This window comes from Gemmatimonadaceae bacterium, assembly GCA_036496605.1.
Classification (GTDB): Bacteria; Gemmatimonadota; Gemmatimonadetes; order Gemmatimonadales; family Gemmatimonadaceae; genus AG2.
Map to the genome: position 1 here is coordinate 166,606 of DASXKV010000004.1, position 14,193 is coordinate 180,798.

The 14,193-nt window shown below is 62.2% G+C and carries 13 protein-coding genes; 5 read left to right on the forward strand and 8 right to left on the reverse strand.

Translation table 11 applies throughout. From position 1 onward, the window contains the following. The first annotated feature begins 133 nt into the window (after nt 1-133). Both ligD and VGH98_02575 read left to right on the forward strand, forming a co-directional pair. The gene (gene ligD, locus VGH98_02570; GenBank protein HEY2374835.1) at nt 134-2,203 is read left to right on the forward strand and encodes a DNA ligase D; all 2,070 of its coding nucleotides are present in this window, start codon (nt 134-136) and stop codon (nt 2,201-2,203) included. 14 nt (nt 2,204-2,217) lie between these two features. Then, nucleotides 2,218-2,553, forward strand: coding sequence for a hypothetical protein (locus tag VGH98_02575; protein ID HEY2374836.1), 336 nt, complete (start codon nt 2,218-2,220; stop codon nt 2,551-2,553). Here the strand turns inward: VGH98_02575 and VGH98_02580 are convergent. The 3 genes from VGH98_02580 to VGH98_02590 all read right to left on the reverse strand — a co-directional run bounded on the left by VGH98_02580 (nt 2,540) and on the right by VGH98_02590 (nt 5,640). Beyond that, nucleotides 2,540-4,324 (reverse strand): glycoside hydrolase family 3 protein, encoded by a 1,785-nt coding sequence (locus VGH98_02580; protein HEY2374837.1) that lies wholly within the window; start codon nt 4,322-4,324, stop codon nt 2,540-2,542. The two genes, VGH98_02575 and VGH98_02580, sit on opposite strands and share 14 nt — an antisense overlap. Nucleotides 4,325-4,485: 161 nt before the next feature. Further along, nucleotides 4,486-4,764 carry an oxidative damage protection protein gene (locus VGH98_02585; GenBank protein ID HEY2374838.1) on the reverse strand — a complete coding sequence of 93 codons (279 nt, stop codon included), beginning with the start codon at nt 4,762-4,764 and terminating at the stop codon, nt 4,486-4,488. Between the two features lie 114 nt (nt 4,765-4,878). Beyond that, the gene (locus tag VGH98_02590) at nt 4,879-5,640 is read right to left on the reverse strand and encodes a fatty acid desaturase (protein ID HEY2374839.1); all 762 of its coding nucleotides are present in this window, start codon (nt 5,638-5,640) and stop codon (nt 4,879-4,881) included. 350 nt (nt 5,641-5,990) lie between these two features. Here VGH98_02590 and VGH98_02595 point away from each other — a divergent pair, with 350 nt between their 5' ends. Both VGH98_02595 and VGH98_02600 read left to right on the forward strand, forming a co-directional pair. Continuing rightward, the gene (locus VGH98_02595) at nt 5,991-7,145 is read left to right on the forward strand and encodes an aldo/keto reductase (GenBank protein HEY2374840.1); all 1,155 of its coding nucleotides are present in this window, start codon (nt 5,991-5,993) and stop codon (nt 7,143-7,145) included. A gap of 15 nt (nt 7,146-7,160) precedes the next feature. Beyond that, on the forward strand, nt 7,161-8,162 hold the full coding sequence (locus VGH98_02600; GenBank protein ID HEY2374841.1) for an MBL fold metallo-hydrolase: 1,002 nt from the start codon (nt 7,161-7,163) through the stop codon (nt 8,160-8,162). An 18-nt stretch (nt 8,163-8,180) separates the two neighbouring features. Here the strand turns inward: VGH98_02600 and VGH98_02605 are convergent, their stop codons facing one another. The 5 genes from VGH98_02605 to VGH98_02625 form a co-directional block, all read right to left on the reverse strand. Further along, on the reverse strand, nt 8,181-9,209 hold the full coding sequence (locus VGH98_02605) for a hypothetical protein (protein HEY2374842.1): 1,029 nt from the start codon (nt 9,207-9,209) through the stop codon (nt 8,181-8,183). 62 nt (nt 9,210-9,271) lie between these two features. Next, nucleotides 9,272-10,888 (reverse strand): S41 family peptidase, encoded by a 1,617-nt coding sequence (locus tag VGH98_02610; GenBank protein ID HEY2374843.1) that lies wholly within the window; start codon nt 10,886-10,888, stop codon nt 9,272-9,274. A 62-nt stretch (nt 10,889-10,950) separates the two neighbouring features. Beyond that, nucleotides 10,951-11,145, reverse strand: a complete 195-nt coding sequence (locus VGH98_02615) for a hypothetical protein (GenBank protein HEY2374844.1) — start codon at nt 11,143-11,145, stop codon at nt 10,951-10,953. A gap of 52 nt (nt 11,146-11,197) precedes the next feature. Next, a complete protein-coding gene (locus VGH98_02620) occupies nt 11,198-12,049 on the reverse strand; it encodes a replication initiator protein A (GenBank protein HEY2374845.1) in 852 nt (283 codons plus the stop codon). 54 nt (nt 12,050-12,103) lie between these two features. Further along, nucleotides 12,104-12,820: an SDR family oxidoreductase gene (locus VGH98_02625; protein ID HEY2374846.1), complete on the reverse strand. Its 717-nt coding sequence runs from the start codon at nt 12,818-12,820 to the stop codon at nt 12,104-12,106. A gap of 30 nt (nt 12,821-12,850) precedes the next feature. On the opposite strand from VGH98_02625, the gene VGH98_02630 reads away from it, so the two are divergent. Beyond that, nucleotides 12,851-14,176, forward strand: a complete 1,326-nt coding sequence (locus tag VGH98_02630) for a phospholipase D-like domain-containing protein (protein HEY2374847.1) — start codon at nt 12,851-12,853, stop codon at nt 14,174-14,176. Nucleotides 14,177-14,193 lie beyond the last annotated feature (17 nt).

Below are 14,193 nucleotides of genomic sequence, written 5' to 3' on the forward strand. Positions count from 1 at the left end.
GACGGTCGAGAACGATGAGCGCCCCGACGAGTCGGGGCGTTCATCTTTTGATAGCTCGTCGACTCATGACTGTGAGCCGATGGATGCCCCGCGGCGTTCGCGTCGTTCTGTTTGACCCGAACCATCTGGTGTAATGCGACGCCGGTTCACCGCTGCCACCCTCGAACCGATGTACGCGACCATCGGCACGGACGTGCCGCCTAACGGCGAGTGGAGCTTCGAGCCGAAGTACGACGGCATGCGCGCGCTGGCGTTCGTCAGTCCCACTCGCGTGCAGTTGATGACACGCAACGGCAAAGACAAGTCGGCGCAGTTTCCCGAAGTCACCAGGGCGTTGGGGAAGCTCGGCCGGCAGCTCGCGCGAAGGGTGGTTCTCGACGGAGAGGTCGTGGCGTTGGAGCGGAATCGGCCGGGGCACTTTCAGTCGCTGCAGGGCCGGTTTCATCTCAAGAGCGCCGCCGATATCGCGCACGCGGCCCGAGTCTCGCCGGCCGCGATCTTCCTGTTCGACATTCTCGCCGATGATCGCGAGGCGCTGGTCGACGTGCCGCTGACTGAACGGCGCGCCTGGCTCGAGCGGGTCCTGCGACGCGCCCCGGCTGGCGTGCGGATCAGCGAATCGTCGCCTAACGGCACTCGCATGCTGACGCGTGCGCAACGGGGACGCTGGGAAGGCGTGATCGCGAAGCGAAGTGCGTCGCTCTACGTCCCCGGCGCACGGTCGCGCGATTGGCTGAAGCTCAAGCTCCAGCATCGCGCCGAATTTGTCATCGCGGGCTTCACCGAACCGCGTCGCACCCGTCCCTTCCTCGGCGCGATCTTGTTAGGCTACTTCGACGCCAGCGATCATCTCCGTTACGTGGGTCACACCGGCGGAGGATTCGATCGCGAGAGCCTGCGCGATTTGCGAAAGCGGCTGGAACGAATCGAGCAGGACGAATCGCCATTTACCGTGACGCCACGCTCGAACGAGCGCGTGCACTGGGTGAAGCCAAGGGTGGTGGTGGAAGTGAAATTCGCCGAATGGACGTCCGATCAGCGCCTTCGCCAGCCGATCTTCCTCGGGATACGCGACGACAAGAACGCGCGAGACGTCCACCTGGAGCGGGACAGCATTCAGCGACTCGCCGGTCGCTCCACCCGCAAAGAGGCACGAGGCCGAAAGTCCACGAGTCGTGTCGTTCGGCGAGCAGCGCCGCGACAGGCCCGCGCCACCGCCAAGCGCGCTGCGAAGCGGCGGAGCAAACCTTCCGCGCTGGTCGCTCAGATCGAGCAACTGCAGCGCGCAGGTGGCGAGGGCGCCTTGAAGCTCGCGGCGCGCAAAACGCTGCATGTCTCCAGCCTCGACAAGGTCTTCTTCGAAGATTCCGGAGTCACAAAGGGAGACCTCATGCGCTATTACGCGTTGGTGGCTCCAGTACTCCTTCCGCTTCTAGAAGACCGTCCTTTGATACTGAAGCGTTACCCTAACGGGATTGGGGGCTCGTCGTTCTTCCAGCAGAATGCAGGTGAGAACCCGCCGGGTGTTCGTGTCGCCGACGTTGCGGCCGAGGATGGTAAACGGGCCAAGCGAATCATCGGCGGCGATCTACTCACGCTTCTCCATACGGTACAGCTCGGAACGATCGCCGTGCATCCCTGGCAGTCGCGCTTGCCTATGATCGAATTCGCTGACTACAGTACGATTGATCTCGATCCGGGCAAAGGCGTTCCGTTCGCGCGCGTCGTAGAGCTCGCGGAACGAATTCGAGACGAGCTCGAGAAACTGGAATTGAAGAGCGCCGTGAAGACATCCGGTTCCCGGGGGCTGCATATCGTGCTGCCCTTGCCCACGCGGACCAGTTACGCGCGCTCCGCGGCGCTCGCCGACGCGGTCGCGGCGAGAGTGGCGGCGAACAATCCGACCCTCGCGACGTTGGAGCGGAGTCTGCAGCGTCGGCCGAAGGGAACGATTTATGTAGATGCTAAACAGAACGCACGGGGAAAAAGCGTTGCCAGTGCGTACTCTGTGCGCGAGCGTCCGGGGGCGCCGGTGTCGGCGCCGCTTCGATGGAACGATCTGAACCGAAACCTGCGCATTGAAGACTTCACCATTGCCACGATGCCGGATCGCCTCGATGCGGAAGGCGACCTGTGGGGTGAAGCACTCAAACGTCGCAACACGGCACGGGCGATCGATCGCGCGCTGAAGAGCGAAAGCTGAGTCAGGAGTAGTCGATGGAGAGTTCAATCGAGGCCGTACAAGCGGCAACGCGCGTCTACCGTAGAGAGTTGCCCGGAGCGGGTTTCGTCGCAATCGATGTCACACGAACGAGCGACGACGCCGCGGAAGACGGCGGCGAGTTCGAGCGTAGTCGCATTCGCGTCTACGTGGAACGCCGCGCGAGTGAAGAGCGGCGAAGCGGTCACGTGCCGCCACTTGTCGCCGAATTCGCCGGCGATGATCGCGCGCCCGAAGTCGGCGAGCTTTATCGGATGGCCGGTGACAACGCCGCCCTCGCTCGGGCGCTGCTCGAGTGGCAGGGTCGACGCCGACGTGCTACGGCCGACTGACTCCCGTCGTAGGTGGCATTGCCGGCGAAAGCCGCGTCTCGCCAGCGCCGAACGATAGAAATGGCGGGATACTGATCGGGAGTCGACCAGTGATTGCATTCACGCCAAGCAGCGCCTGAGCTGCCGCCCGCTGTGACATCGGGAATCCGCCCCACGCGAGCAGGTACGTCGACACGCTCGGCACCTGTTGATAGAGATACGGGTTGCCGAAGTTGACGAGCACGACGCGCGTGTGGCGACGCGACACGCTGCGCATGAAGTCGAGAACGGGTGCGGCGGCGTTCGTCGAGGCGGAGGTGTAGCTCGGCGAAAGGTACGAGCAGAGGAGAACGAGATCGCTGGAATCGGCCGCGGCGAGTACCCGTGTGTAGTTCGCCCCGGCATCGTCGGGATTCAGGTATTCGGTTCGAAGACGAACACCGTTCGTGAGGCCGCGACGCAGCTCGGCGAGAAAGGCGACGTTCGCACCGAGATTGCTGCGGGACGCCAATGTTATCGCAAGCACTCTTTGCGTTGGACCGCCGCCTCGTGCAAGCGGCACCAGATGCAACGAATCTTTCGCGAGGGTGATTGACTGCTCCGCCGCTCGACGAGCGACGTCGAGATTGTTCGAATCACCGACGACTGCCTGAACCGAGTCCAGGTCGACGAGGCGATCGTGATTGAGGCGCAGCCGCTCCTTGAGAGCGAGAAGACGACGCACGGAAGAATCGACGCGAGCCGCGGTGAAACGTCCTTCCTGCACACCGGCAACAACCGCATCGATCGCCGTCGGAACGTCGGATGGCATCAGCAGGACATCGGCACCGGCTTCGAGCGCACGCTTGCACGCCTCAGCGAGACCGATGCTGTTGATCGTGCCGTATGCTCCGGTCAGAGCCTGGCTTGGTCGTCCCGGCCGCACGTTCGCGAGCACGCCATTCATGTCCATTGCGTCCGTGACGAGGAGACCGCCGAAGCCCAGCTCGTGTCTGAGCAGGTCGGTCATCACGCGCGGCGAGAGTGTCGCAGGCGTGCTGCTATCACCGAGTATCGCGGGAAGCGCGATGTGCGCCGTCATGATGGCGCCGAGTCCGGATGCAATCGCCGCGCGGAAGGGCACCAATTCGACGGTGTCGAGGTGTGCGCGCGAGACGGTGATCGTGGGCAGCGTTAGGTGCGAGTTCTGATCCGTGTCGCCATGACCGGGGAAATGCTTTCCGGTCGCGATCATGCCGTGCTCTTGAAGGCCGCGGACCATGGCCGCGCCCAGCGCGGCGTCCAGGTGCGGATCCTCGCCGAAGGAACGGACTCCGATGACCGGATTCGCCGGGTTGTTGTTGACGTCGAGTATTGGCGCGAAGGCGATGTGAATGCCGAGTGCGCGTCCCTCGACGGCGGTGATGCGACCTTGCTCGTATGCCAGCGATGTATCTCGCGTCGCGCCGATGCCCATCTCGGGCGGAAAGATCGTTGCGCCGCCAAGGTCGATTGCGTTAGGCAGGAAGTACCCGCCACGAGCGCGGTATCCGGCCCCGAACTCCAGGTCCGCTCCGACGAGCAGTGGCACCGTTGAAAGCCGCTGCATCACGTTCAGCTTTTCGGCAATCTCCATCGGCCCGCCGACGGACATCACGATGCCGCCCACATGATCAGTCGTCAGGTAGGTCTGCGTGCGTGCCCAACTCGCGCTCGACGTCGAGGCAAAATCACCGAATGTCATCGGCCAGACGAGCTGCGCGGCCTTGTCACGGAGCGAAAGCGACGAGAGCACGGAATCGCTCCAGCTCACCGATGGTGGCGTCGCGGTTCTTACCGGAGATGGCGTTGGAGCCGGCGCGGCAATTGGTGCTGGAGTGGAAGCGACGCAGGATACCGCTGCGGCAAGGGCAAGCAGTACGAGGGCACTGGCAAGCCTACGAAACCTCGATCTGCGCGCGCGGGACAGCGAACTCACCACGAGATAGTGCCTTTCTTCGTCGTGTCGACGTCCTCTTCGCCGCCAGTCTTGAAGAGGAAGGCTTCCATGTTCTTCGTGAGAAAGCTGCGCGCCTGTGGGTCCATCAAATTCAGTCCGTAATGGTTGATGAGCATCATCTGCTGGCGAGTCCACTGGCTCCAGCAATCGGTACAGATCTCACCGAGAATTCGCGCGCCGATCGCGCCCGGAAACGGGGGCCGTTCAAATCCGGGCTTCGTCTGCCCGCAGCGAGTGCACTTTACGTCTGGCATAGCCACACCTTTCTGGCTTTACAAAGAAAGGTAACGAGGGCGTTAGGCCCTTCTGGAGCGATACAAAAACGGCCGGCCGCAGAGGCGACCGGCCGATTGTCGGAGAGGCTGGGCTCACCCTGTAGGCTCGAGCTGTCGCTCCGCATCGGTGTCGCGCCGCGCCGCGCCGCGCGCGTAGTCGACTTTCGCCAGTCGCACGAACTGGAGCAGGCGGATGTAAATCCAGCCGATGTCGAACTCGAACCATTTGGCTGCGAAGCGCGCCGACTTCGGATCGGCGTGGTGGTTGTTGTGCAGCTCTTCGCCACCGAGCCATATGGCGATCGGGGTGATGTTTCTGCTCTCGTCCTTCACCTGGAAGTTCCGATAGCCAAGTGCGTGACCAATGCCGTTTACAACGCCGGCAGCCCAGAAGGGGATCCACAGCATCTGAATTCCCCACACGAGCGGACCAACGAAGAAGCCAAAGAGATAGATGTCGATGGCTAGCATGACGAGGATGCCGAGCCAATTGAGGCGCGCGAGCAAGTGCCGCTCGAGCCAGTCGTTAGGGGTGCCCTTGCCGTATTTCTCGAGAACCCCAGGCTGACGCACCGCCTTGCGATAATAGAAGGCGCCTTTCAGAAGGATGTTTCTCAAACCCTCGAGAAGAGGGCTGTGCGGATCCCCCTCCCGATCGGCGAAGGCGTGATGTTTTCGGTGGCACGCGACCCATTCCTTAGTGACTATGGCCGTGGTGAGCCAAAGCCAGAGGCGCATGGGAAGCGCCGCAATGTAATGGAGCCGCAGTCCGCGATGAGTCTGCGCGCGATGAAGGAAAAGCGTTACGCAGACGTTGGTTATGTGGCCAGCGATCACGATGAATACGATCGGCATCCACCATCGAGCGGCCAATTCCCCGAACCCTGGCATCCCAAACTCCACGTGCTGGTAAAACCTGGATCGCGTGGCGCCATTGCACTCGCGATCCGCGATAGGAAGGACGCTCGGTGCAAACGAGCGAAGAGTATTCGGCGGCCACTAGCGTCACGGGATCCCGGACGCGCGTACCGGTGCAAATCTAACCTTGTGGCCCCAGTCACACTACCGAATTTGTCGAATAGAGGTCCATCGAGCTGAGGGACGAGTCGTGGGCGGTCTCGGAAACGAGATGCCTTCCCGGAGGCGGCGGGAGGCCGCCGGGCGGGGCTTGCCTCACTTTCCAACGGCGGATAAGGTGCGAACGGATGCGCAAGAGAACTTCGGCCAGTGACGCGACGCGAGCAGCGTACGCGCCAGCGCAAGGCAGCGCCGACAAAGCCGCCGTCAGTGCGACGGAAGCGTATGCCGCGCAATTCGCGGAGCGCTATGCGGCACAGTTTTATCGCCCGGCTGCGGGCGGCGAATTCGTTTCGTCGGTTGGCATTGGCACGTATCTCGGCGAATGCACGGAAGCTGACGACGCCACATACACGAATGCGATCGCGACAGCGATCGTCTCTGGCGTCAATCTCATCGACACGGCGATCAACTATCGCTGTCAGCGGTCCGAGCGCGCCGTTGGCGTCGCAATCGGCCGCGTGCTGCAGCAAGGCATTGCCCGCGAGGCGATCGTCGTCTGCACCAAAGGCGGCTTCCTACCGCTCGCTGACAGGCCTCCAGAATCACGAGAGGAATATCGAGACTACCTGAAGAGAGAGTTCTTCAGTACTGGCGTTCTGACGCCGGACGACCTGGTTGCCGGGGGCCATTCGATCGCGCCGGCTTTTGTTCGCTATTCGATCGACCGAAGCCGCAAGAATCTCGGCATCCAGAGCATCGATCTGTACTATCTACACAACCCAGAGCAGCAGCTCGCGGCCGTGTCGCCTGCGTCGTTGCGCGAACGACTGCGAGCGGCGTTCATGGTGCTCGAGGATGCCGTTACTCGGGGAGAAATTCGCGCGTACGGTTGCGCGACATGGCAAGCGCTCCGCGTCGCACCCGGATCCAAGTCCCATCTCTCGTTACAGGACCTGCAAATGATCGCGCGCGAGGTCGCCGGCGAGGGCAATCACTTCCGCGCGGTGCAGCTGCCGGTCAACCTGGCGATGCCAGAGGCCTTTCGCGAGGCAACACAGGAAATTGGGAACAAGCGTACGCTCGTGCCCGCACTCGAGGCGGCTCGAGAGCTCGGATTGACGGCGGTCGCCAGTGCGTCGCTCATGCAGGCCCAACTCACAAAAGACCTGCCACCATCGATACGAGAGTTGTTTCCGGGACAAAAGACTGACGCCCAACGTGCTATCGCCTTCGTGCGCTCGCTCCCTGGAGTGACCACTGCTCTCGTCGGAACGAGGAGCCTTCAACACCTCGCGGAAAATCTCGAGAGCGCGGATCGCGTGCATGCTGCCTCGTCATGATGAGTATTCTCTGACGTGACGGCAGCGCACCACACGGCGCGAGGATATCGGAATCCGTGGCCAGACTCCGAGCCGCGCGGTCTGCGGGATGTGCTGCGCTGGTACTGGCAGCGACGCCGGCGAACGCTTGCACCCGATCCGGCACCGAAGAGCATCCCGCTCGCTCAACCGCTGTTTCCTCAGCGTGGCATGAGCGGAGAGTTGCACGCGACCTGGGTTGGACATGCGACGGTGCTGCTACAGCTGGGAGGCACAAACGTTCTCGTCGATCCGATGTGGAGCGACCGGGCGTCGCCGCTCTCCTTTGCCGGCCCGCGCCGGTTCGTCGCTCCAGGAATCGCCTTCGACGCGCTTCCGCCAATCGATGTCGTTTTCGTCTCGCACAACCATTACGACCACCTGGATCGCCCCACCGTGCATGCTCTCACGCGCCGGATGCCTGGCATCGAATGGGTGGCGCCGTTAGGTCTTGCCGGGAAGCTGCGACAGTGGGGAGCGGCGAAAACGCGCGAGCTGGATTGGTGGCAGGAGTCGACAATCCAAACCTCGACCGGCCCGCTCAGGGCGGTGTGCGTACCAGCGCAGCATTTCAGCGCGCGCGGCTTCGGAGATCGCGGGCGCTCGCTCTGGTGCTCATGGGTGATCGCGAGTGGCGACCTGCGTGTCTTCTTCGGCGGAGACACGGCGTATCATCCCGAGTTCGTGCAGATCGGCGATCGGTACGGTCCGTTCGATGTGCTGATGTTACCGATCGGCGCGTACGAGCCGCGTTGGTTCATGCGCACGGTGCACATGAATCCACCCGAAGCGATGCGTGCCTACGCGGAGTTGGCAGGTGAGCGAGGTTACGCGCCGATCATGCTGCCGATTCACTGGGGTACCTTCCGACTCACCGACGAATCGATGCAAGAGCCGCCCGAGTGGACGAGAAGATTGTGGCGGGAGGCCGGCTACGATCCAGCGAAGCTGTGGCTGCTGCGGCATGGAGAAACGCGGACCATCAGACGCTCGGACTGAGCTCTCGCCTAACGCGTCTCACGGCTGCCAGTCGGCGATATAAAGGTTCAATTCGTCGATCGCTGCTCCGCTTCGGTTCGCGGCCCACACCAGCTTCGTGCCGTCGGGACTGAACATCGGGAATCCGTCGAACTCGGGATGATTCGTCACCTGCTCTAGCGCCGTGCCGTCCACGTTGATCAGATAGAGATCGAAGTTGCGGCTGTGGGGGTTCTTGTAGTTCGACGAGAAGATGATCCGCTTGCCATCCGGAGTGTAATACGGCGCGAAATTGGCGCCGCCCAGGTTGGTGATCTGGTGCTGATGCGAGCCGTCGGCGCTCATGATCCAGATCTCCATGCGATTCGGACGGACGAGTCGCTGGGCGAGAAGCTCCCGGTAGTTCGTGAGCGCGGTGTCGGTCGGGTGCCACGCTCGATAGACGATGTGCTTGCCGTCGGGCGAGAAAAATGGACCTCCATCGTAGCCGGGCGTATTCGTCAGGCGCCTAACGTTCGATCCGTCCGTGTTCATCGTGTAGATGTCGAGGTCGCCGTCCTTCAACGACGTGAACACGATTGTCCTTCCATCCGGAGAGAGCGTTCCCTCGGCCGTGTATACGCCATTACTCGTGAGGCGCTGGAGGTTCGAGCCGTCGGCGTCAGCCGTGTAGATGTCGTACGGGTCGAGGCCCCACACGTACCCCTTGGACGGATCTGGGCGCGGTGGGCAGGCCGTGTCGGTTGCGTGCGTCGACGCGAAGAAGACGCGCTTGTCGCCAGCGAAGAAGTATCCGCAGGTGGTTTTGCCGCCGCCTGTCGAGATGCGATGAACGTTCGAGCCGTCGACGTTCATGATGAACTGCTGGTCGCAGCTCCGTCCGTCTCGCGTCGACTGAAAGATCAGGCGCTTGCCGTCGTGACTGAAATATGCCTCGGCATTTTGACCGCCGAAGGTGAGCTGCCGAATGTTGTGCAGGTGCGGCTCGTTAGGTGACGCCCGGCGCCGGATGGCCGCCGTCGTGAACAAGACAAAGGCCGCCGCCCCTCCGAGGGCGGCGGCCTTCATGACACTGGATTTGATTCGGGGCACGCGGCGAAGCATGCCCCGAATCTAGAGCATACGCTGATCTAGCGCCGCTTCGCTTGCGTGGTCGGCATGTGTGCCGCCTCGGCGGAAGCAATCGCGAACAGCTCCTTCTGCGTCGAGCCCTTATCGAGCAGATCGATCGCCTTCCGCAGTGGAGCGTCGTATGGGAGATCGCGGCGCTTCGCGGCGGAGTCGCCAAAGGCGAAGCGAGCAACGCGCTGCTCCAGCAAACGATCGACATAGCGCGCCGATGCGTCGTAGTCCTTTCGATCGATCACGACACCCTTCGAGTCCAACCGGCGGAGCAACTCGTCACGCCACTGCGGCTGGACCGTGAAATCCTTGTTGACGGTCTTCGAGAGCTCGAGTGCGTAGTCGTAGTACGTCGTGTAGAAATCCTGCTGTTTTGCCGCGAGCGACTTCGCCAACCGTTGCTCCGCCGAGGTAAGCGTATCGTCTGCCACGATCACGTCCGGCGTGATGCCGCCACCGCCGTAGACGAGTCGCCCGGCGTCCGACTTGTACGCCGGACGATTCTTCTTGACGCTCTCCGTCTCGGACGTGGTGTCGGGCTCCTGCTCGACGAAATGGCCATTCTCGAACTTCCGCTCCTTCTGAATGGAACGACCGCTCGGTGTGTACCATTTCGCCGTCGTCAATTTGAGCGCGTAACCGCCGTCGAGATTGAAGACGGACTGCACGAGTCCTTTGCCGAAGCTCGTCTGACCAACGATCAGGGCGCGGTCGTGATCCTGAAGAGCGCCTGCGACAATCTCCGACGCCGACGCCGTGTATTCGTCCGTGAGAACGATGAGCGGAGTCGTCGGCACCGCGGGACTTCCATGCGCAACGTATGGCTGCGTTTCGCCGTTGCGTGCCCGAATCGAGGCGATCTCCTGGCCATCCTTGAGGAACAAGTTGCTGATGACCAGGCTCTGATCGAGGATGCCACCTGGATTACCGCGGAAATCGAGAACGATGCCGCGTACGTTCTGCCTCTGCAGAGAACGCACAGCGTCCTGAACTTCCTGCGCGGCCGTCTCGTTGAATCGATCGAGCGGGATATAACCGATCTTCTCACCGTTCGAGCCGAAGGAAATCTCGTAGCGCACCGCCGGCACATGGATGATCGCGCGAGTGAAGTGCACATCGATCGGGCCCGTGACACCAGGACGTGCGAACTTGACGTTGACTTTCGTACCGGGCGGGCCCATCAGGGCGTCCTGCGCCTGCTGCGTCGTCCATTTGACGACGTGGATCGTGTCGATCTGGACAATTCGGTCGCCCTCACGGACGCCACCCGCCTCGGCGGGCGTGTTCGGGAAGACTTTGCTGATCACGATCTGGTCCTGCTGCGGCTCGATTTGCATTCCGATGCCGGCATAACGACCGCCGGTATTCGTCGTGAAGGCCTTCAATTCCTTGGGCGCAAACAGCTCGCTATATGGATCGTTGAGTTCTTTCACCAAGCCTCTGGCCGCTTTCTCGTAGAGCTGGCCTGCGTCGAGGGTGTCGACATAGCGCTCGTTTACGAGTTGCAGAACCTGGTCGAGCAGGGCCTGACCGCCGCGCGTGACGCGCGACTGCAGCACGAATCCGCCAGCGAATAGCGGCACTACAACAAGGCTGGCGACGACGAATTTGCGAGAACGGATCATCCGTGACATCAAGGGTGCCCGGCTTGGGGACGAAGAATTATAGCGGACGAAGGAGAGCGAGGTCAGCCGCGCTCACCTTCATTGGGCGACTCGTCCCTGCTGTCGCCCTCAGTCCAGACGGCTCTCCACGACATCTCTACACCGGAGCGAAATCGCTTCCTCGTCAGTCGCAGCCCATCGGGCGAGATGCTAACGGTATACGGCTCACCGTCGATCGTGATCTCCCGCCGGATTGTTCGTTCGAGCTTCGTGGCCATGACCTCGTCATACCCGCCGCGAGGAAGCCTGTTCGCACCAGACTCCATTCATTCAGACGCCTCGCGCCGCCAAGACGTAATCCACGAACCAGTCGCGCTGCTGTTGTCGAACGGACACGCTCCGCACTACACCGGTCGATTCTAGCATTTCATGGGCCGGTTGAAGCACTCGCTGCAAGTGTGACGGGTATCGCTGCATCAGTGGCAACAGCTCTTTGAGACGATCGAGAGACACCCGCCAAGTCAGCACTCCGTCCGCTCGTGCGACCTCGAGCAATCGATAAAGTCGTCGAGCGACTGGAGAGGCGAGATCGAGGTAACGCGTCACCGACAACGACGACGTGAAACGGCCAGCGAGATTCTCGCGGATTGGCGGCGCGATCACGACGCGTGCGACGCCGGGTTCGCCGCTCGCGTCGCCGTCGAACAGGGCGAGCTGGTCGCGATCGGCGACGCGACGTCGTTCGATGACCACCGAGCTCAGGATCGAGAACCTTGCCTCGATCGTTTTTCCCGCGGCGTGGCTGTAATAACTCCCGGCCGATTCGAGCGTCGTCCGTTCGAGCCGAGCAAGCGCGCCGCGCAGCTGCTCGTATGTGCGGCCATCGACCTGCCTACCCATCGACCGAAGGAAGGCGTGTAACGTGAAGGTGATTGCACCGTCGGCAGGCTCGCCAGCTTCATGGAAGCGATGCATCAGCTCGACGTAGACGTCCTGGTCGAACGTCCCCGGTAGGCGGTCGCCGGGACTCGGGAGCACACGCCAGCGCCCGCCGTCATCCGCCGAGCAACTGATAGCGGAATCTTCTGCGGAATCGCTCAGTCGGAAGAGCGGCAGCCGCTCCAGCGACCGATCGAGCAGAACGACGCGCGCCGTGACGCGTCGCCGCGCGGCGAGGCTCATAGCCGGGAAGGTGACGCTGTACTGAGCGGTGGGCAAGTCAGTCGCACGCCAGCCTTACGACAGTGCGATCAGTTGTCCAGTGATCGCACTCGCGTCATCGCTGCAGAGATAGGCCGCGGCTTGTGCAACTTCCTCGCGCTCGACGTAGCGAACGTTCTCACCCATCGCCTGAACGTTCGCAGCCGTACGAATGGACGTCGGCGCCAACGCGTTCGCTCGAACTCCATTGTCGCGTTCTTCTTGCGCAACGGCCCGCATGAGCGTGACGACGCCGTTCTTCGCGGCCGCATATGCTGCGACGTTCGCGACCTTTGCACCTGGAAGCGCCGCCTCCGATGCGAAGTAAACGATGGCGCCCCGAGCCGCGCGGACCAGCGGAAGGAAGGCATGAGTCACGAAAAAGGCCGTCGTGAGATTGATGCTCATCATCCGGTGCCATAGCTCCACGTCGCTCTCGGCAAGCGGTCCACTCACCGCAAAGCCGCCGGCGACATGAACGAGAGCGCCGACGCGATCCCCGTGGTCGCGTCGTACGCGGCTCACGAGCTCGATGACCGACGCGTTGTCCGCGAGATCGCAGGCGAAGGCGAACGCCTGGAAGCCCGCCTTCGTCAGCGAAGTCGCGCGGTCACGGGCCTGATCGAGATTGCGATCGACGAGCAACAGAACGGCTCCACGCTCGGCAAACGCCCGGGCAACCGCTTCGCCAACCTGGCCCTCTCGTCCGGCACCCGTGAGGAGAACGGGGCCGCGAAACTCCGTTCGAGGCATGGCACAGAGTATGTGTGACAAAGGCCCCGAATGCCACCGCAACGGAGCTACAGCTTCGCCGAGCGACTCGAGCGCCTAGGCGTCGTCATTGTTGGAATCTTGCTGTGCTATCTCGCGTTCGTCGGATTGCTCTCGATTACGCGAGGCACTCCCGTGCAGACGGTGATCGCCGAGGGAGATCGGGGCGGCCCGCCGCCACCCACCGATTCGCTGTTCGCGCGTACGATGGAGATGTACACCGGCGTACACATCGAACCGGGCACGCGCGTGCAGGCAGTGAATAACGGCACCGTGTACGACTCGCTCTGGAACGACCTGCGCTCGGCGAAGCAAACGATCACCGTGCAGATGTACTACTCTCTGCCGGGAAAGGTCGCCGATACACTTGCCGCGATTCTCAAGGAACGAGCGCGCGCGAAGGTACGGGTGCTTCTTCTGCTCGACGCATTCGGCTCACAGAACCTCAAGCGCGCTTGGGCTCGTTCACTGCGAGAAGCGGGTGTCGAAGTCTCCCTGTTGCGTAAACTCCGCTGGTACTCGGTGCATAACGCGACGGATCGTTCGCATGTGCGCGTGATCGTCATTGACGGAAGAATCGGCTACACCGGTGGCTTCGGCCTCGCCGACTACTGGCAGGGCGACGGATTGCACGAGAATCAATGGCGAGAGTCGAACGTGCGCTTCGAGGGGCCGGCCGTCATGCAACTGCAGGCGGCATTCGCGTCAGCGTGGGCCGAGTCGACCGGTGAGCTGATCACGGGCGACGTTTTTTTCCCAAGGCATGGCTTCGAAGAGCTCTCCCGTGGCGTTCAAGCCGGATTGCTCTTCACCGCACCGACCACCGGGAGTACGCCGGCGGAGCGATTTCTGGCATTGAGCATCGCTTCGGCGCACAAGTCGCTCTACATAACGAATTCCTATTTCGTACCCGACGACGACTTCCGCCGGCTTCTCGAGCGTGTCGCGAAACGCGGCGTCGACGTCCGTGTGCTCACGGTGAGCACGAAAACCGACGTGAAGACGACCTGGTATGCCGGCCGATATTGGTACGAAGACTTGCTGAGCGCCGGGGTAAGAATTTACGAGTATCAGCCAACGATGATGCACTCGAAGACGCTGGTCGTCGACGGACTGTGGTCGAGTGTCGGCTCGATGAACTTCGACAATCGATCGTTGGCGTTCAACAACGAATCCAACCTCGTCGTGCTCGACACGAAATTCGGCGCTGTAATGGATTCGGTGTTCCTGAGGGACCTTCACTACTCGAAGGAGATCAAGCTCGCCGAATTCCGGCAACGGTCCGTGTGGGAGCGTTTGCTCGAGCTCGGCGCCGTCACGCTATCGCGCCTCCTCTGAGGGAACCGTTAGGCGGC